Origin of the sequence: Novosphingobium sp. (genome assembly GCF_037133355.1) — a bacterium.
Classification (GTDB): Bacteria; Pseudomonadota; Alphaproteobacteria; order Sphingomonadales; family Sphingomonadaceae; genus Novosphingobium.
The window spans coordinates 18240-35503 of sequence record NZ_JBAXOI010000004.1 but is presented as its reverse complement, the minus strand read 5'-3'; the positions used below and the strand labels follow the sequence as shown (position 1 = coordinate 35503).

General features: G+C 65.5%; 18 protein-coding genes. 9 read left to right on the top strand and 9 right to left on the bottom strand.

From position 1 onward, the window contains the following. The first annotated feature begins 271 nt into the window (after nucleotides 1-271). Genes WCL10_RS05605 through WCL10_RS05585 form a run of 5 tightly spaced genes read left to right on the top strand, consistent with a single transcriptional unit; the run spans nucleotide 272 to nucleotide 4400 of the window. Nucleotides 272-1537, top strand: coding sequence for a glycosyltransferase family 2 protein (locus tag WCL10_RS05605; RefSeq protein WP_336894651.1), 1266 nt, complete (start codon nucleotides 272-274; stop codon nucleotides 1535-1537). Beyond that, on the top strand, nucleotides 1534-2220 hold the full coding sequence (locus WCL10_RS05600; RefSeq protein WP_336894650.1) for a methyltransferase domain-containing protein: 687 nt from the start codon (nucleotides 1534-1536) through the stop codon (nucleotides 2218-2220). The genes WCL10_RS05605 and WCL10_RS05600 overlap by 4 nt, the downstream gene beginning before the upstream one ends. Then, a complete protein-coding gene (locus tag WCL10_RS05595) occupies nucleotides 2217-2609 on the top strand; it encodes a GtrA family protein (protein ID WP_336894649.1) in 393 nt (130 codons plus the stop codon). Before WCL10_RS05600 ends, WCL10_RS05595 begins: the two co-directional genes overlap by 4 nt. Further along, entirely contained in the window at nucleotides 2606-3268 is a 663-nt protein-coding gene (locus WCL10_RS05590) for a class I SAM-dependent methyltransferase (RefSeq protein WP_336894648.1), read from the top strand. Before WCL10_RS05595 ends, WCL10_RS05590 begins: the two co-directional genes overlap by 4 nt. Beyond that, on the top strand, nucleotides 3207-4400 hold the full coding sequence (locus WCL10_RS05585) for a glycosyltransferase family 4 protein (protein ID WP_336894647.1): 1194 nt from the start codon (nucleotides 3207-3209) through the stop codon (nucleotides 4398-4400). Before WCL10_RS05590 ends, WCL10_RS05585 begins: the two co-directional genes overlap by 62 nt. Here WCL10_RS05585 and WCL10_RS05580 read toward each other — a convergent pair. The 4 genes from WCL10_RS05580 to WCL10_RS05565 form a co-directional block, all read right to left on the bottom strand. After that, nucleotides 4384-6048, bottom strand: coding sequence for a hypothetical protein (locus WCL10_RS05580; protein ID WP_336894646.1), 1665 nt, complete (start codon nucleotides 6046-6048; stop codon nucleotides 4384-4386). The genes WCL10_RS05585 and WCL10_RS05580 overlap by 17 nt on opposite strands. 206 nt (nucleotides 6049-6254) lie before the next feature. Further along, on the bottom strand, nucleotides 6255-6629 hold the full coding sequence (locus WCL10_RS05575) for a GtrA family protein (protein WP_336894645.1): 375 nt from the start codon (nucleotides 6627-6629) through the stop codon (nucleotides 6255-6257). A gap of 48 nt (nucleotides 6630-6677) precedes the next feature. Next, a complete protein-coding gene (locus WCL10_RS05570) occupies nucleotides 6678-7388 on the bottom strand; it encodes a class I SAM-dependent methyltransferase (RefSeq protein ID WP_336894644.1) in 711 nt (236 codons plus the stop codon). Next, the gene (locus tag WCL10_RS05565) at nucleotides 7381-8427 is read right to left on the bottom strand and encodes a glycosyltransferase family 2 protein (RefSeq protein WP_336894643.1); all 1047 of its coding nucleotides are present in this window, start codon (nucleotides 8425-8427) and stop codon (nucleotides 7381-7383) included. The genes WCL10_RS05570 and WCL10_RS05565 overlap by 8 nt, the downstream gene beginning before the upstream one ends. A 184-nt stretch (nucleotides 8428-8611) precedes the next feature. Between WCL10_RS05565 and WCL10_RS05560 the strand changes: the two genes are divergently transcribed. Together WCL10_RS05560 and WCL10_RS05555 are read left to right on the top strand one after the other, a co-directional pair. Beyond that, entirely contained in the window at nucleotides 8612-9514 is a 903-nt protein-coding gene (locus WCL10_RS05560; RefSeq protein ID WP_336894642.1) for a DMT family transporter, read from the top strand. Next, nucleotides 9511-9795 (top strand): HNH endonuclease, encoded by a 285-nt coding sequence (locus WCL10_RS05555; protein ID WP_336894641.1) that lies wholly within the window; start codon nucleotides 9511-9513, stop codon nucleotides 9793-9795. The genes WCL10_RS05560 and WCL10_RS05555 overlap by 4 nt, the downstream gene beginning before the upstream one ends. Here the strand turns inward: WCL10_RS05555 and WCL10_RS05550 are convergent. The 5 genes from WCL10_RS05550 to WCL10_RS05530 are packed head-to-tail and all read right to left on the bottom strand — an operon-like array spanning nucleotide 9792 to nucleotide 15132. Continuing rightward, the gene (locus tag WCL10_RS05550; protein WP_336894640.1) at nucleotides 9792-10634 is read right to left on the bottom strand and encodes an HAD hydrolase-like protein; all 843 of its coding nucleotides are present in this window, start codon (nucleotides 10632-10634) and stop codon (nucleotides 9792-9794) included. The two genes, WCL10_RS05555 and WCL10_RS05550, sit on opposite strands and share 4 nt — an antisense overlap. Then, entirely contained in the window at nucleotides 10631-12103 is a 1473-nt protein-coding gene (locus WCL10_RS05545) for a biotin carboxyl carrier protein (RefSeq protein WP_336894639.1), read from the bottom strand. Before WCL10_RS05545 ends, WCL10_RS05550 begins: the two co-directional genes overlap by 4 nt. Continuing rightward, nucleotides 12100-13434: a biotin carboxylase N-terminal domain-containing protein gene (locus tag WCL10_RS05540; protein WP_336894638.1), complete on the bottom strand. Its 1335-nt coding sequence runs from the start codon at nucleotides 13432-13434 to the stop codon at nucleotides 12100-12102. Before WCL10_RS05540 ends, WCL10_RS05545 begins: the two co-directional genes overlap by 4 nt. Nucleotides 13435-13456: 22 nt before the next feature. Then, nucleotides 13457-13906, bottom strand: a complete 450-nt coding sequence (locus WCL10_RS05535; protein ID WP_336894637.1) for a biotin/lipoyl-containing protein — start codon at nucleotides 13904-13906, stop codon at nucleotides 13457-13459. After that, nucleotides 13903-15132, bottom strand: coding sequence for a Tm-1-like ATP-binding domain-containing protein (locus WCL10_RS05530; protein ID WP_336894636.1), 1230 nt, complete (start codon nucleotides 15130-15132; stop codon nucleotides 13903-13905). Before WCL10_RS05530 ends, WCL10_RS05535 begins: the two co-directional genes overlap by 4 nt. A gap of 142 nt (nucleotides 15133-15274) precedes the next feature. Between WCL10_RS05530 and WCL10_RS05525 the strand changes: the two genes are divergently transcribed. Together WCL10_RS05525 and WCL10_RS05520 are read left to right on the top strand one after the other, a co-directional pair. After that, the gene (locus tag WCL10_RS05525; protein WP_336894635.1) at nucleotides 15275-16102 is read left to right on the top strand and encodes an IclR family transcriptional regulator C-terminal domain-containing protein; all 828 of its coding nucleotides are present in this window, start codon (nucleotides 15275-15277) and stop codon (nucleotides 16100-16102) included. Between the two features lie 122 nt (nucleotides 16103-16224). Next, a complete protein-coding gene (locus WCL10_RS05520) occupies nucleotides 16225-17238 on the top strand; it encodes an NAD(P)-dependent alcohol dehydrogenase (protein WP_336894634.1) in 1014 nt (337 codons plus the stop codon). Nucleotides 17239-17264 lie beyond the last annotated feature (26 nt).

The following is a 17264-nucleotide window of genomic DNA, read 5'->3' as shown; positions in this document are numbered from 1 at the left end:
CATTCAGCGTATGAAACCCACGTATTTCCGCCAGTCTCTTCGGGGCCTATGGATGGAAGTGCCCCAGGGCAACCGCAGAAGGAAGTCCCGAGCCGGGACAAGTACCGCATGACCGAAAGAAAATAGGAGCGCTCACACTCGAGAACTTGGAGTGCGCAGGCCGGCTACCGCGCCGCAGCGGTCAAGGGACACCCGGGAGGACATGCTAACCGGTTGCTAACCATTTTGCCCTAGCAATGAGTAACGATTTGGCGACGTTTTCGGGGGTGCTATGGAATTGCAAGTCGCACGGGCGTTTGAAGCGGAGGCTTTGCCGCTCGACGTGACGATTGTCATGCCATGCCTGAATGAAGTGCAGTCGCTCCATCACTGCATGGCCAACGCGCTTGCGGCGCTTGACCAGATCCATCGCAAGTATGGTCTCGCAGGCGAAGTCGTGATTGCCGACAACGGCTCGACCGACGGCAGCCAGGCGCTGGCCGCTTCGCTTGGTGCGCGCGTGGTGAATGTGACCCGCAAGGGCTATGGCGCGGCGCTGATCGGCGGCTTCAATGCCGCCTACGGGCGCTTCCTGGTCATGGGCGACTGCGATGGCAGCTACGACTTCACCGATGCGGTGCAAATGATCGGCAAGCTCCTGGATGGTGCGGAACTCTGCATGGGCTCGCGCTTCAAGGGCGGGATCGCACCGGGTGCGATGCCCTGGAAGAACCGCTACATCGGCAACCCGCTGCTTACCGGCATCCTGAATCTGTTTTTCCGGTCCGGCATCAACGATGCCCATTGCGGCCTGCGCGCCATTCGCAAGGACAGCTATGAACGGCTTGGCCTGACCAGCGACGGCATGGAATTTGCCAGCGAAATGGTCATCAAGGCCTCCTTGCTGGGTCTTGCCATCGACGAGGTTCCCGCAACCCTGTCACCTGATCTGCGCGACCGTGCGCCGCATCTGCGCCCCTGGCGCGATGGCTGGCGCCATCTGCGCTATCTGGTGATGCTCAGCCCGACCTGGGCGTTCGGCCTGCCTGCCGTTCTGGCGCTGCTGGCTTCAGCGACCATCCTCGGCGGCGCTACAATCCACCAGTTGGGCCTGTTGCCCGGCAAGGGCTATTTCGGCGACAGCTGGGTGATACTCGGCGGCTCGCTGGCCGCGCTGGGCCATCTTGCCCTGATCATGGCGCTGGCGACCCACCTGCATGGGGTCAATCAGGGGTATCGCAAGATGCGGCCACTCCTGAAGCGCTACGGCTCGGTGCTGACGCTCGAGGCCGCGCTGCTGGCCGGTGCGGGGCTGCTCGTTCTGTCGGGCGCGGGCTTTGTGCTGACCGGCTACAACTGGGCCAGTGGTGGCTATGTCGCCTTGCCCTCGGTGCTGCCGATCACGCTGGCGGCGGCGCTTGGCGCGATCGGATGCCAGACCTTGATGGGCGGGTTCCTGCTGGCGATCATCGCCGGTCACAAGGCGCAGATTGTCGCCCGGACGGTTCCGGCCGAGCCGGTGATCGCGGCGCCGCCGCTGCAGGATCTTGCTGCATGACTCCGGACCGGCTGCGGCCGCGCATCTGGCACACCGACTGGATGATCCTGCGCCAGCTTGCGCGCGTGATCGGCCATGATGTGGCCGGTGCGCTGAAACCCCGCGATGTCGTGGTCGATTTCGGCTGCGGACAGATGCCGTACCGCGAGGTCATCGAGGCGAAGGGAGTCGTCTATAAGGGCGCTGACCTTGGGCCCGACGCCGAACTGCAGATCGGCGCAGACGGGCGCGTTCAGGCCGAGGACCACTCCTGCGATGCCGTCTTGTCGGTTCAGGTCCTCGAGCATGTGCGCGACTTGGACGCCTATTGCGCGGAAATTCGCCGACTGCTGCGCAGCGATGGAACGCTGTTCCTCTCCACGCACGGCACCTGGCTGTATCATGCGCATCCCGAGGATCACCGCCGCTGGACGCGGACCGGGCTGATCTGCGATCTCGAGCAGCGCGGCTTTGCCGTCGAGACGATCGACGCGCTGGTCGGGCCGCTCGCCACGACAACGCTCCTGAGGCTCACCGGGTACGCCTATGTCATGCGCAAGCTGCCAGTGGTGGGCCCGCTGCTGGCCGGAACACTTTCGGTCATCATGAATCTCAGGGCCATGCTCGAGGACCGGATCACGCCTGCGCATATCCGCATGGACAATGCCTGTGTCTACTGGCTCAAGGCAAGGCTTGCCGGATGATCACCCGGAGCCGCACTGCTTTTCTGGGTATCTCCGGCACGTGTCTGGCCGTGCACAATGCCTTGATGATCGTGACCGACTGGGCTGGCATGCCGCTGTGGTCAGCCATCGCGATTTCATTCACAGTCGCAACCCTGGTTGGTTACTTCGGGCATTCGGTGCTGACGTTTGGACAGCCCCTGTCGCTCGGCGGGCTTGGCCGCTACAGTGTCGGCATGGTGACGTCGGTGGCAATTGCCATCCCTGTCATCTGGTTCTGGAGGGTTGCGCTGCATTTGCCGATGGTCATTGCCTCGCCCGTGGCCAGCGTGTGCACCGTTGGTATCAACTTCATCTTGACCCGGTGGGCGATTGCCCGCCCGCTCGCTTCGACAGGATCAGGTTCATGACTTTTGCCGAAATCGAACCCCTTGAACTGCAGAAGATCCTCTCGGCGCACCTGCCGATGTACCGCCGCAAGGTCCCGCACTACCAGACCGTGATGCTCAACAGCCTGCGGGCAGTGTGGCAGGGACGGCCGCAGCGCCTGCTTGATGTCGGCGGCGGCACGGGCGTGATTGCCGAGGCGATGTCGCGGCTTCTGCCTGTCGGGCAAGTCGAGGCGATCGACGTAGTCGACCGGTTCTGCCCGGATCTGCAAGTGCGCACCACGCGCTATGACGGTCGCACGATCCCGGTAGCAGACGCAGCTTTCGACGCAGCGACGCTGAACAACGTGCTGCATCACGTACCGCAGGCCGAGCGCGCGGGTTTGCTGCGCGAGATCCGCCGCGTCGTGAACGGCCCGCTCTACATCAAGGATCATCTTTCGACCGGAAAGATCGACGATCTGCGGCTGACGGTGCTGGATGCGCTGGGCAACATCCCGTTCGGCGGCATGGTGCAGGCGCGCTACCTTTCGGCCCGTAAATGGCAGGATCTGGCCGATCAGAGCGGTTGGACGATCGGAGCGGTTGCGAGCCCGCAAGTCTACCGGCAGGGGCTGCATGCGGCCCTGTTTCCCAATCGGCTCGAAACCACCATGCGGTTCGATCCCGTGGCGGCCTGACAGCCGGCGGATGCGTTTTCTCGTCGTATCCCATTTCTATGCCGGCCACGGCGGCGGCATTGAGCGCGTTGCCGCGCAGATGTGCAACCACCTTGCCGCGCGGGGCCACGCTGTCAGCTGGGCGGCGAGTGCCGGCGACGACCCGCTCACAGGCAAGGACGTGGCAATCGCGGCCCTGCCTTGCATCAATCCAACCGAGGCCTTGACCGGGCTGCCCATGCCCATCCCTGGACCGCGCGGCATGGCGCGCCTTTGGTCCGCGACAAAGGCCGCCGACATGGTGGTGGTCCACGACGCGCTCTATTGCACATCCATTCTCGCGGCGGTGTTCGCGAAGATGCAGCGCAAGCCGGTGATCCTCGTTCAGCACGTGGCGGAGATCGCGTTTGCCAGTGCGAGGATGCGGCGGGTCATGGCGCTGGCCAATCGTCTCGTGACCCGGCCTATGTTGCGCGGGGCCGACCAGGTGGTGTTCATCAGCGACACAGTCCGCCAGTTCTTCGGGCAGCTGCGCATGAAGCGGCCGCCGCTGCTGCAGTTCAATGGCGTGGATACCGGCGTCTTTCATCCGGGTCAGGCGGAGCGGTCTGTCTTCAACTTGCCTGCCAGCGGCCTGATGGTGGCGTTTGTCGGCCGCTTTGTTGAAAAGAAGGGCCTGTCGATCCTGCAGGCGGTCGCGCGCCAGAGTCCGGATATCCAGTTCGCGCTTGCCGGCGCCGGGCCGATCGACCCGTGCCGCTGGGACCTGCCCAACGTTCACGTGCTGGGCGCACTGCCGCCCGAACGCATCGCCGCGCTGTTCCGCAGCGCTGACTGCCTGCTTCTGCCGAGTGTCGGCGAAGGCTATCCGCTGGTCATTCAGGAAGCGCTCGCCGTCGGACTCACTGTTATCTGCGGTGAGGAAAGCGCCCGCGCCGATCCTGCCGCCAGTGCGTGGCTGCAAGGGGTGGAGATCGACCTGCAGGATGTCGCTGGCAGCGCCGCACGGGTTGCCCGGGTCGTAAACGAGAATGAAGCGCGGTCGGAGGCATCACGCCAAGCGGTGATTGACTATAGCCAGCGTCACTATTCGTGGGCCGGTTTCGCAGCGCGCCTTGAGTCTGTTGGCCAGGCGCTTACTCGGCGCTCCTGACCTTGCATCCAGCGCTGACGAGGCGCGGGGCAATATCGGCATTCAGAAAATTGGCCACGGGCGGACCGAAGCCGTAATAGGCCCCCAGCGGCTCGACCAGCGTATTGCTGGCCAGAACCACGGTCGGGTGGCCTGCGCAAAGCGCGGCGATCGTGCCCGCGTTCAGCTCGTCGCGCAGCAACCGCAGGGGCCTGCCGGTGAGATAGGGCGGATTGTGCACGGTATCGACCGCTGTCGGCACGTCCTTGCGCCCCACGACGACATAGTCGGCATCGACGCTGGCAAGCCGGGCGGACACCACTGCCGAGGCTGCGTAGAAGTCATGCGCCATCATCGCCTGCACTGGCAGCACGACCAGCACGCCCGCTGCCGTCGTGCGCACCAGCAGAGTGCGCCACTGGCCGGTCTGGCCCCCCAGCGTCTTCCAGCCGTAGATTGCCAGCAGGATGCCATTGCCGATCAGCCCGTGAACATAGCGATAGCCGAAGCCGTGGCCCTGGTTTGGCAGCAGCACGGCCATGGTGAGGACGGTCAGCACCAGCCCGCCGGCGAGGGCCGCGACCATGGGATCGCTGCGGTATCGGCGCGCGCCTGCAAGCATGAGCGGGACCAGCAGCAGATGCTGCCACGCGATGAAGCGCAGGCCATTGGCGACCATCATGGGCAGCCCCAGCGGATCGCGATCGCGCAAGGTGCTGACAAGGCGTGTGAAGTAGTCGACCCCTTCCGGGCGCATCGCGTGCGGATCGACCTGCACCAGCGTCCAGACATAGTTCGGCCACCAAAACCAGAAAACGCTGATCACGGCATAGCCGGCGATATAGAGCGCGGCACGGCGCCACTGCCGCTTCGCCAGCAGCAAGAGCATGAACGGCGCTACAAACATTGGGTGCATCAGGGGTTGGTGGAGCCCTGTGGTGACGAACCCGACCGCGAGTGCGGCCAGGTCTGACAAGGTGGTGCGGCGCAGGAACAGCCACAACCAGCACAAGTTGAGCGCCAGATGGCCCGGCATCGCATAGCTCGTCATGCCGGCAAACAGCACCTGCGCCGAGCCGGCATAGAGCACGAGCGCGATGAAGGCGGCCTCGCGGTCATCGGGCCACAGGCGTCTGACACAGCCGAACAGGGCCAAGGCCCCCAGCGTCGTCATCAGCGGCCCCGCCAGCCACGGCGCCCCGATCAGGCCAAGCAAGGCCCGAAACGCTGCGTTGAGGGGCAGATAGGCCGATATCCACCCGCCGCGCGGCTGCGCCGGATAGAGAAACAGCGTGTTGAGCACATCCGAATGATCGCGCCAGAACGCGGGCACAGTCGCAACAAGGTGCCCTTGCCCGAAAACGGTGGCATCGAAGGTCGCCATCTGCTCATCGCGGCTGAGGTCATAGCCGCTGAGGATCAGGAAATGCCCGGCGGCCGACACCACCAACAGGCCCAGTGCGGCGGCCAGCCAGGTCCGGCGCTCTACCGCGGGCAGGCGCAGTCGCTCGCCTGGCCGGATACACGCCAGGAGGACGAGACCGGCAGCGACCAGCAGCAGCCAGCGATCCTGCCGATGGAGCAGGAAGGCCGTGACCCCGGTAATCGCCCTGAAGGTGAGGGCCTGGATGAAAGCGATGGCAGCCGCAAGGATGACGAACCGCAGCAACCCGCTCTTGGCAGAAGGCCGCGCCGGTCCGGGCGTATCGGCTCCTCCCGCGCCTCCCGCGGTATCTTGAGGTAAAGCAGTCATGATGCGCTCAGGCTCCGCCCCAATTCATCCCCGATGAAAAGCAAATCATGGTTAGCATACCGTTACTGGCCCGACACGACGGGCAGGAATGCCGCGTTTTTGCGTCGCGCTCTTGCTGGTCATTATGGGCGCGCAAAGACGAAGCGCTTCGAGATCACGAAGAAAGCCAGTGAATAGGTCGCGATCCCGGCGAGGTGGATGAGCGGCGATCCCGCATATCCGGCTCGGATCCCGATCGTCACCACCGCGATATTCAGGCACCACGCCGCTGCGAACCCGGCAAGATACCGGGCTATCTCGCCGGGTCGGACACGTCCCCTGACGGCGAAAGTCCATTGCCGGTTCGCCACGAAGCTCACGGTCAGGCCGACCATGAACCCCGTGAGGTTGGCTGCGATATCGCCGAAGCCTGATTTGAGCGCGAGTAGCAGCACCGCAAACCCGATCACCGAATTGCCCACGCCGGTGATGGCAAAGCGGAGGATCGGGGGGAACATGGGGGCACGGCGCCCGTCGGAACCGGAAGCGGGCGGAACCTCGGGCATTCAGCTGCCCACGAGGTGGTACTGCGCGCCCAGCGGTAGCCAGCCCAGGAAGCGTTCCAGCGGACGCAGCAGCGCCAACACCGGCGGGAAGAACAAGCAGAAGCGGCGCTCGGTCCGAATGAAACCGCCAGCCTGAAGGCGGCGGCGCATCTCGGCCGCACCGATCAGCACGGCATCGCGGTCGAACTCGCAGCGCGCGACGGCCAGGCGGGTCATGGGGTTGAGCGGATTGTGTTCGAACAGCACGAGCATGCCATCGGGCCGCAGCACGCGGCGCAGTTCCTTGAGAAGCGCCACATGGTGTTCGGCAGGGATGTGGTGGAACACGCAGGCGATGAACACGCAGTCGAGGCTTGCTTCGGGTAGCGGGATTTTGAGGCCATCATAGGCGAGCGTGCGCACCCTGGGTATGGCCTGCGCATCGACCAGATCGAGGCTGGCGCGCGATACGTCGAGCGCGATGATTTCGGCCTCGGGGAAAGCCTCGTGCATCGGGGCGAGCGCGTTGCCGATCCCGGAGCCAAAATCCATGATGACGCGCGGCCGGCGTCCCCGTTCACGCCAGAGCTGCTGCACGTACTCGATCTTGTAGCTGGCGAAATAGTCGAGCGCCTCTACCGATACGCCGGTCGAATGCGCGTGCTGCGCGCGGTAGTCCTGCGCAACTTCGTCGAATTCGGCTGTGGTCGCGGCGGTGAGTGCCTCACCCATTGATCCGCTCCTTGATCGTATCCTGAAGCTGGTGGACGTGCAGTAGGTGGACCGCATGGCGCGCGCTGCGCACCCCGTGGACCTCGTCGATGATGTAAAGCGGGCGGCGCTTGGCTTCCATGTACATCCGGCCAAGATATTCGCCCATGATGCCAAGGATCATGAGCTGGGTGGAGCCAAGCACGAGGATGATTGCCAGCGTCGAGGTCCAGCCGCTGATGGCATAGCCCATGACCCAGGCGCCAAGCACATAACCCAGCATCAGCAAGGCGCCGAACCCCGCACAGACGCCCATCCACGATGCGATCCGCAAGGGGGCGACCGAGAAGCTGGTGATCGCGTCGATCGCGAAGGAAATCATCTTGTGGAGCGGATACTTCGTCTCGCCGGCAAAACGCGCGTCGCGATCGTAGGGCAGGGGGGCCTGCTTGAAGCCGACCCAGCTGACCATTCCGCGCACGAAGCGGTAGCGTTCTGGCATGGCCTGCAGCACATTGAGCACACGCCGCGTCATCAGGCGGAAATCGCCGGTATCGCGCGGGATCTCCACATCGACCAGCCGGTCAAGCAGGCGGTAGAACGCCGAAGCCGTTGCGCGCTTGAACGCGGTCTCGCCCTTGCGCTTGCGGCGCTGGCCATAGACCACATCGTTGCCCGCACGGACCAGCTCGAGCATCGGGCCGATCAGCTCCGGGGGGTCTTGCAGATCGGCATCGAGAATGAAGATGAGCTCGCCCGCCGCCTGGGCAAGGCCGGCGGTCAGCGCAAGCTGGTGGCCATGATTGCGCGCCAGGTTGACGCACAGGACGCGCGGATCGGCGTCGGACAGCGCGACCATCCCGGCCCAGGTTCCATCGCGCGAACCGTCGTTGACGAGCACGATCTCGAAATCGTCGCCGAAGTGGGGAACAACGGCCGCCACAACCCGGCGGTGCAGTTCAGCAAGGCCCTCAGCCTCGTTGTAGCAGGGCACGACAACGGAGAGCGCCGGCCCATGCACCGCGCCTGCAGCTTCTCGCCCCGGCACTTGATCGAGCATCAATCTGCCTCCTGCCACTGGCCGATCCTTACGCAAAGCTTGGTAAACAAGCCGTAAAGAAGCCTTAACCCGCTGTCTGTCGCAATCCCATGGCACCGATAATGCAACATGGCCAGTATCGAGCTTGCGCACATAGGGAACTGCCGCAAAGTGGCAATCGAGAGGTGACCGGCCGGAGGGGTATTTGCGCAATCGTGCGAGAGACGGACTGCTGCTGGCGCTCGGCGGCTTTGCGCTGCTTTCGAGCGGCGACGTGCTGGTCAAGTCGATGGCCGGGCAGTGGCCCGGGCCGGCCATCGGCGCGCTGCGCTATGTGATCGGCCTGCTGGGGCTGGGCGCCCTCCTCTATGCGCGCGAAGGCTGGGCGGGCTTTCGCATGGAGCGCATGGGCTGGCACGCGGCGCGCGGCTTTGGCGTCGCGTTCTCGGCGACGATGTTTTTCACCGCGGTGCAGATCATGCCGATTGCCGAGGCGACCGCGATTTCCTTCACCAGCCCGATCGTGACCGCCCTGCTTGCCGCGGCGCTGATCGGCGAGCCGATGCGCCGCGAGACCTGGGTCGCCAGCTTGGTTGCGTTTGCCGGCGTGCTGATCGTGCTTCGCCCCAATTTCGTGGTGATCGGCGCGGCGGCGATGTTGCCGCTCTTCGCCGCGGTCGGCATGGCGCTGCTGATCATCGGCAACCGGGCGGTGCTGGGGCGCGGCTCGGCGCTGGCGATGCAGGTCAATGTTGCGATCTTCGCGACGCTGTTCCTCGTGCTGTTCACCCTCGTCGGGCATTTCAGCGGTATTCCCATGCTTCATGTGGGGCCGCCGCCGTGGAGCGTCCTGGTCAAGAGCGCGATGATCGCGGTCAGCGGCAGTTCGGCCCACGCTTTGATTTACATGGCGACATCGCGCGCAGGCGCAGCCACCGTTGCGCCGATGACGTATTTCCAGCTGCTGATGGCGGGCTTCTATGGCTGGCTGCTGTTCGGGGAATACCCCGATGCGACGGCGCTCGCGGGGGCAGGGATCATAATCGCAGCAGGGCTTTATCTGTGGCGCGCTGGCCGCGTGACCGACGAGCCGCAGGGCACCGAATGACCGGCGGCGGTGAAGGGGCGACCTGCTGGCTGTGCGAAAGGCCGCTCGGAGCCCGGACCGAATGGCACCATCCCGTGCCCAAGAGCCGGGACGGGCGCGTGACGGTGGCGCTTCATCCGATCTGCCACCGCACGATCCATGCGAACTTCAGCAATGGCGAACTGGCACGCTGCGGTGCCGACCTGGCGCAGCTTCGCATTCACCCGGCGGTGGCGAAATTCCTCGTCTGGGTCACGGGCAAACCGGCAGATTTCCACGCGCCCACCGCGAGGCGGCGCTAGAGCACGCCCAACAGAGGCTCCAGGCTCTGGAGGAGCACAGCCGGGCGGTCTCGCTCTGGCAAGGCAGCGTCCCCGGCCATGATCCCCGTCGCCATGCCTACCGAAAGTGCCCCCACGGCATTGGCCATGCGCATTTCGAGCGCGGGATCATCGCCGACGACAACCATCTGCTTTGCAGCACTGCGCGGCAGGCCCATGAGGAGCCGCGCGGTATCGAAGGCGACGCGTGATGGCTTGCCGAGAATGCGCGGGCGCTTGCCGGTCATGGCGGTAAGCATCGCGTTGATCGGATAGCTCGCGCCGATGGCGCGGCCATTGGCGGTGGCGAAAAAGGGGACGTTGCTCGCCGTCAGCAGCCTTGCGCCCTTCCAAAGGGAATCACAGGCAGCTTCCAGCGCGGGAAAATCGAACTCGCGGAACCAGCCGGTATAGACCGCCTCAACGCCTTCCGCCGCTTCATCCGGGCCGATGACGTCAAGCCCAGCATCATCAAGCGGAGCGCGGCAACCGAGATTTCCGAGCACCCGCACTTTACCAATGCCGGTGCGCTTCAGCCAGTTTGCGGTGGAGGAGGAAGGTGTCAGCATCTGGCCGTCCTCGACCGGAAAGCCAGCCTTGCGGAGCGAAGCCGCGTAGGCGGCGGGCGGCTTGGCTGTCCCGTTGGTGTAGACGACAAAGGGCGTGCCGCGCGCCTTGAGCGCTTCAAGCAGGGCAATCGCATGGGGCAGGGCATTATGCCCGCCGCTTTGCGCGTCACCCAGGGCGATGGTGCCATCCATGTCGAAAATGTACCCGGCAGCGTCGCGAAGACGCGCGCGGGCTTCGTTGTCAATCGTCACAGGCTGGCTCCGGCATGAAGGGCAAGGCGGAATGAACCGCGTTCAATCACAAGGTCCCGCGCTGTGGGTTTGGCCGCGAGCTTCTTGAGCAGCGCGATGATCGGCGCGGCCTCGGGCGTGTAGGTTGCGCGCGATGGGCCGGTCGCCAGCATGGCATCGACCTGTTCGGGCGGCATGACCGCGCGCAGCAGAAACTCCTCGTCGGGCATGGCATAGCCGAATTGGCGCCTGAGATCGCCGAGCGCGGGGAAGGTGGGCTCGTTCTCAAGCTCGCGCGCGCGCGGCCGGTCCTGAATCACGGCCAGTACCTGGCGGTCGATCGGCGAGGTCGGCTTGCCGAACTTGCCAAGGCAGTAGCGGATCACCTGGTCCGATACATGCGCATAACGCCGCTCGCCGATCACGTTGAACAGCGCCTGGCTCATGACCATCTGCGGGAAGGGGGTGACCATGATCGGGTAGCCGAGCTCGGCGCGGACTTGCTCGGTCTCGGCGATCACGTCGGGCAGGCGGTGCGAGAGCCCGAGTTCGTCGAGCTGGCGCGCCGTGGTCGTCATTACGCCGCCGGCGATCTGGTGGCGCAGGAAGCTGGCGTCGAAGTTCTGCGGCCGGCCCGAGGGCAGGTTTTCGGCAAGCGCGACGCGGTTCCAGTACGAGGTCAGACGTGCGAGTGCTGTCCGGTCGATCTCGACGGTGTGACCCGCCTCCTCGAGGTTTGCCAGCATGCGGTTCGCCTCAGGCAGCGACGAGCCGTCACCGCCGGGCCCAACACCGACATGGATGGCCGAGATACCGAGCCTTGCGGCCTCGAGGCTCGACAGCATGCCCTGCCCGATCGTGGTGTGCGCGTGGATTTCGAGCGGGCGGTTGCCGATGGCCGCCTTGACCGCAGGCACCAGCGTGCGCACCCGGTCGAGCGAAAGCAGGCCGGACGGGTCCTTTATGTAGAACAGGTCGATGTCAGGGCTTTGCCCCACGGCGCGCGCGAAATCGGCATAGAACTGATCGGTGTGGAACTCGGAGAGGGTGAAGGTGAGCGCGCACATCACCTCCGCGTCGCCTTCCTCCTTCACCAGCCGCGCCGCCTCGATCACCGCAGGCACCTCGTGCATCGGATCGAGCAGAACGAAGCGCCCGACGCCGTTCACCTGAAGGGCGCGGTAGACGAGCCGCATGAACTCCGGGTCCGCCTGCTGCCAGGCGATGAAGCGCAGACCCGTCGTGATGAACTGCAGCGGTGTGGTCGGCATGGCAGCGGCCATGCGACGCAGCCGTTCCCACGGGTTGTTGCGGAAATAGCGAACCGCCACCGCCATGTGGCTCGACGAGGTGAAATCGATGGCGCGAAAGCCGCAAGCCTCGGTAAGCGCCGCGGCCTGCAGCATGTGCGCGGTGTGGAGCCCGGTGGCGCCCCACAGGCTCTGGTTGCCATCGCGCATGGTCACATCGACCAGCCTGAGCGTTGTCATTCGGCAAGTCCTGTCAGAAATCCGGTGTCTACGCCGCCAAGAGCAAAGCGCGGATCAGCGGCAATTCGGGCGTGGAGCCCGGCAGTGGTCGGCACGCCTTCAATCCGGATGCCGGCCAGCGCTGCCTTGAGCCGCGCGACCGCTTCCTCGCGGCTCGGCGCGTGGACGATCAGCTTGCCAAGCAGCGAATCATAGAACGGCGGAACCTCGCCGCCTGCCGATATATGGGTATCGACGCGAACGCCGGTTCCTGCAGGCCAGGCCGCCCGCGTGATCCGGCCCGGCGCTGGCCGGAAGTCGGCCGAAGGGTCCTCGGCATTGATGCGCACTTCGATGGCATGGCCGAAGGGCCGCACCATGGCCTGCGTCAACGCAAGCGGCTTGCCGGAGGCCACCAGCAACTGCTGCTCGACAAGATCGACCCCGGTGATCGCCTCGGTCACCGGATGCTCGACCTGGATGCGGGCATTGAGCTCGAGAAAGTAGAACGAGAAATCGGTCGCATCGACGAGGAACTCTGCCGTACCTGCGCCGCGATAGCCGATGTGGCGGGCAAGACGCACCGCCGCATCCTCGATGCCGGCACGCGCCGCTTCGGGCATGGCGGGGGCAGGGGCCTCCTCGACCAGCTTCTGGAAGCGCCGCTGGATCGAGCAGTCGCGCGTGCCGAGATGGATGGCGTGCGTACCATCGCCGAGCAGCTGGACTTCAACATGCCGCCCTTTGGCGACGAAGCGTTCGACGTAGACAGCGCTGTTGCCAAAGGCCGCCTGGGCTTCGGCCTGCGCCATATCGAGCACGGTATCGAGGTCTTCAGCGCGGTCCACGCGGCGCATACCTTTGCCGCCGCCGCCCGCAACGGCCTTGAGCAGCAGCGGATAGCCGATCTCGGCCGCTCGGGCATGGACTGCCTCGCGCGTTGCCGCCTCGCCCCCGGGGAGCACCGGCAGCCCGGCTTCCAGCGCAAGCGCTCGAGCGGCGAGCTTGTCACCCATGCCTTCGAGGGTCTTGATATCAGGTCCGACGAAGCGAATGCCCGCGTCCGCCACAGCGCGCGCGAATGCGGCGTTTTCCGAAAGGAACCCGTAGCCCGGATGGACCGCGTCGCAGTCCGCCGAGACCATCGCCGCCACGACCTTGTCGATGGCGAGATAGCTTTGCGAGGATGGACCGGGGCCCAAGAGCACAGTCTCGTCCGCCATCAGCGCGGGCAGCGAGGCAGCATCGGCGCTGGACACGCCGAGCACCGTGGTGATCCCCATGGCTTGCGCGGTGCGGATCACGCGCAAGGCGATCTCGCCGCGATTGGCAATGAACAGGCGGCGTATCATGTTGTGCTTTCCTGCCTGGCGCTCAGGCGAGCCGGAACAGTGGCTGGCCCTTTGCCACCATGGTGGCGTTGGGCGCGAGCACTTCGGCAACCGTGCCGGCGAGCCCGGCGTGGACCGGGTTCATGAGCTTCATCGTCTCGACGATGCCGACCACGGTCTCGGGCCCGACCTCGTCGCCCACCGTCACGAAGGGCGGTGCACCGGGCTGGGGTGCGTGATAGAACGTACCCGGAAGCGGCGCTGCCACGGCATCGGGATCGGCGGCATGTTCGGCCTCGGCAGTGACCACAGCCTCGGGCCCGCTGCCGGCCCATTGCCACTCCTGCGTCAGACCCGTTTCCGCCCCGTCAGCGCGCGCGAGGCGCAGGCGGAAGCGGCGGGTCGAAAGATCGAGCTCGCGGTACGGTGAAGCCTCGATGATCGCCGCGATCTCGGCGATATCCTCGGCATTCAAGGGCAGATCGTCGCTCATGCCTTGCCTGCAAGAAGCTCGCGCGCGGCGGCGATGATCGCGTCGGAGAACGCGGTATCGTTGAAGTGCGCATCGATTGCGGTCACCGGCACTTCGGCGGGCATCACCTCGCGCAAGTAGGCGGCAAAGGGCGGCGGCACGCTCGGGTCCATGAGGTGCCCGGCCGGGCTGTCATGGTTGGAAAAGCCATGAAGCGGGGTAAAGACACGTACCGGCCCCTTGGCGTCGCGCACATTGGCGGCAAGGTGGTCGGCGAGCTTCTTGAGATCCTCGAACGTCGTGCGCACGGCGGTCAGCTGCGGGTTGTGCTCATGATAGCGGCGCCCCGGGAACTGTTCGCGCGATATGTCGATCGGTCCGCCGATGATGAAATCGGCATTGCCGGGCGCGAGGATCGTCGGGATGCCCTTGAGAAGGGCGGCGCGGCCGCGGTCCGGGCCGGTATCGGCAAGCCCGCCGAAGATATGGTCGATGATCTCGGTCTGCGAGAGATCGAGCACGAGCGCGACATCCTTGCCCGCCGCCAGCCCGTCGAGCGTTGGCCCGCCCGCGCCCGAGGAGTGGAAGACCATGACCTCGCAGCCGTCGCTCTCCAGCGCCTCGCGAATGCGGCGCACGCTAGCCTCGGTGGTGCCGAGCGTGGTGATGAGCACAAGCGGGCGTTCCGCCGCCTTGGTGGGGTCATAGCCCTTCGCCATGCCCGCGACCGCATTGGCGGCATTGCGGAACACGTCGCGGCTGATCGAGTTCAGGCCCGAGATATCGGTCACCGCGTTCATCATCGCGATGTCCTGCACGCCCATGTAGGGCTTGGTAAACCCGGAGGCCATCGTCGAGACAATGAGGCGCGGGAGGCCGAACGGGAAGCTCTGCATCAATGCGCCGGCCAGCGCCGAGCCCATCGAGCCACCCACTGCGAGAATGCCGGAGATCGGGTCCTTCGAATTCCACGCATGGGCCGCGGCGATCGCACCGCGGATCATCGCGTCTTGGCATTTGCCTTCATGGCCGAGCGCGCGGACCTCTTCGATGGTCATGCCCGCAGCGGCAGCGACATCTTCAGGTGAAATCTCCGCGCCGCCCACTGTGCGGCGCACGCTGGGATCGAGATGGACCACACGTACCCCCGCCGCTTCCAGCACAGCGCGGACAAAACGGGCTTCTTCTTCCTTGGTATCCTGCGTCACGATGAGCAGGACGCCGGGCAATGCAGCGGTGTCGGCCATGGCTATCCTCGTTTCCCTCCCTTCAAGAGTGCGACATCGCAGTTGACTTTGCACGCCGCTATGCAATGCAAGCGTTCCATAAGGTGAAACGCACTGACGGAGCCTCGGCGCCGTCAGGTGCCAACACCACCGGGACGGGATGATGCTGGAACGCAAGGTAAAGACAGTGCGCGCGCTGGAGCGCGGGCTCGACGTGTTGCTCGAGGTGCAGGCCCGGCGCGCGGTCAGCCTGCATGAGTTGCACCAGGCGCTGAACCTGCCCAAGGCCACTTTGCTGCGCATGTTGCTGACGCTGGGGCGCAAGGGCCTCATCTGGCAGCGCCTTGCCGATGGTGCCTATCTCCCGCACCTTGGCGCCGCCGCGCGCGCCGCTGGAAGCGCGGTCGAGCAGATCGCCGAAATCGCTTCGCCCTACATGAAGGCGCTCTCGACGAAGGTCGCCTGGCCTTCGGTGCTCAGTGTGCCGCGCCTCGACCACATGGAGATTCTCGAGACGAACAGCCCGCTTTTTCGCCTCGATTCGGCGATTCTCGGGCCGGTCGGCGTCAAGCTGTCCTATATCCATACCGCCACAGGCCGCGCCTATCTTGCCGCCTGCGACGAGAACGAGCGCGATGCGATCATTGCGCGGCTGAGGCCGCGAGATGCTTCGCCCGGTTCGGAGGAGGACCTGCGCGCCATCCTCAAGGAAACACGCGAGCGCGGGTATGCCCTGCGCGAGCCGATGCACCCCTGGCCGGATCGATCCAAGCAGCTCGTGCTGCGCGACGGGCGCCGGTCAATGGCGGTTCCGATCATGGTCGGCGGCGCCCCGATCGCGACGATCAACCTGACCTGGCCGGCCAAACGCGGTACCGATGAGGGGGTCATGCTGCGACATCTCGAAGCGCTCCACCAGACCGCGCAGGCGGTCGGCCGCGCGGTGGCGGCGCAGTCGGCTGCCCCGGGCAAGGGCGCTTCGGGGATCTGACCAGACTGCCGGCAAACTGCGCCCGAATGATTGCACCAGATGAAATCCGTTTGTCTTGCTGATTAAATCGGTCTCCGCCTGTGCGAGACTTGTCTCCTGAGGATTGAGGGGAACAGGAAACCATGCGGCAATGGGTGATCCGGGCGGGCGCGACGTCGCTTGACGACATGACGCTGCGCGACGCGCCCGAACCGCAGGCTGGTCCCGGCGAAGTTCTGGTGCGCGTGCGCGCCTGCTCGCTCAATTTCCGCGATCAGATCATTCCGCTCGGTTTCTACATGGGCGGCACGGTCGCAACAGATACTGTACCGCTGTCGGACGGTGCGGGTGAGGTCGTCGCGGTCGGCGAGGGGGTGACTTCGGTCAAACCCGGCGACCGCGTGGCGGGCACGTTCTTCCAGAACTGGCTCGATGGCCCGCCCAATCCCGGTGCAGGCCCCGCGCTGGGCGCGCCGCCTGCTACCGGCATGCTGCAGGATCTGGTGGTCCTCCCCGAACACGGCGTCGTGCCGATTGCGGCAAGTCTCTCGTTCGAGGAAGCCGCCTGCCTGCCTTGCGCCGGTGTCACCGCGTGGAACGCGCTGATGGAAGGGCCTCATCCGGTCCGCCCCGGCGAAAGCGTGCTGGTCCTTGGCACCGGCGGCGTTTCACTGCTTGCACTGCAGATCGCCAAGGCAGCCGGCGCGCAGGTCATCGCCACGAGTTCCTCCGATGAAAAGCTCGCCCGCGCGGTGGCTCTGGGCGCGGATCGGACGATCAACTACCGCTCCGTGCCGGAATGGGGCGTGGCGGCAGCAAACCTGGCCGGCGGCGGGGTTGATCATGTGGTCGAAGTCGGGGGTGCGGGAACGCTCAAGCAGAGCATCGCCGCGGTCGGTTTCGGCGGCGAGATCGCGCTGATCGGGGTGCTGACGCGCGAGGGCGATACCAATCCGCACGCGCTCATGTTCAAGGGCGGCAGCATCCGCGGCATCTTCGTCGGCTCGCGCGGCATGGCGAGCCGCCTCAACGCCTTCATCGACGCGCACTCGATCAAGCCGGTGGTCGACCGCACTTTCACGATCGAGGAGGCGCTCGATGCCTATCGCTACCAGACCTCCGGCGCGCTGTTCGGCAAGGTCGTGATCACGATTTGATAATGGGGGGGCCGCATGGCCCGAAC

Bases quoted from the DNA above. Each gene is read 5' to 3' on its own strand.
- WCL10_RS05605 (WP_336894651.1), top strand. From the start codon at position 272: ATGGAATTGCAAGTCGCACGGGCGTTTGAAGCGGAGGCTTTGCCGCTC.
- WCL10_RS05600 (WP_336894650.1), top strand. From the start codon at position 1,534: ATGACTCCGGACCGGCTGCGGCCGCGCATCTGGCACACCGACTGGATG.
- WCL10_RS05595 (WP_336894649.1), top strand. From the start codon at position 2,217: ATGATCACCCGGAGCCGCACTGCTTTTCTGGGTATCTCCGGCACGTGT.
- WCL10_RS05590 (WP_336894648.1), top strand. From the start codon at position 2,606: ATGACTTTTGCCGAAATCGAACCCCTTGAACTGCAGAAGATCCTCTCG.
- WCL10_RS05585 (WP_336894647.1), top strand. From the start codon at position 3,207: ATGCGGCCCTGTTTCCCAATCGGCTCGAAACCACCATGCGGTTCGATC.
- WCL10_RS05575 (WP_336894645.1), bottom strand. From the start codon at position 6,629: ATGTTCCCCCCGATCCTCCGCTTTGCCATCACCGGCGTGGGCAATTCG.
- WCL10_RS05570 (WP_336894644.1), bottom strand. From the start codon at position 7,388: ATGGGTGAGGCACTCACCGCCGCGACCACAGCCGAATTCGACGAAGTT.
- WCL10_RS05565 (WP_336894643.1), bottom strand. From the start codon at position 8,427: ATGCTCGATCAAGTGCCGGGGCGAGAAGCTGCAGGCGCGGTGCATGGG.
- WCL10_RS05555 (WP_336894641.1), top strand. From the start codon at position 9,511: ATGACCGGCGGCGGTGAAGGGGCGACCTGCTGGCTGTGCGAAAGGCCG.
- WCL10_RS05545 (WP_336894639.1), bottom strand. From the start codon at position 12,103: ATGACAACGCTCAGGCTGGTCGATGTGACCATGCGCGATGGCAACCAG.
- WCL10_RS05540 (WP_336894638.1), bottom strand. From the start codon at position 13,434: ATGATACGCCGCCTGTTCATTGCCAATCGCGGCGAGATCGCCTTGCGC.
- WCL10_RS05535 (WP_336894637.1), bottom strand. From the start codon at position 13,906: ATGAGCGACGATCTGCCCTTGAATGCCGAGGATATCGCCGAGATCGCG.
- WCL10_RS05530 (WP_336894636.1), bottom strand. From the start codon at position 15,132: ATGGCCGACACCGCTGCATTGCCCGGCGTCCTGCTCATCGTGACGCAG.
- WCL10_RS05525 (WP_336894635.1), top strand. From the start codon at position 15,275: ATGCTGGAACGCAAGGTAAAGACAGTGCGCGCGCTGGAGCGCGGGCTC.
- WCL10_RS05520 (WP_336894634.1), top strand. From the start codon at position 16,225: ATGCGGCAATGGGTGATCCGGGCGGGCGCGACGTCGCTTGACGACATG.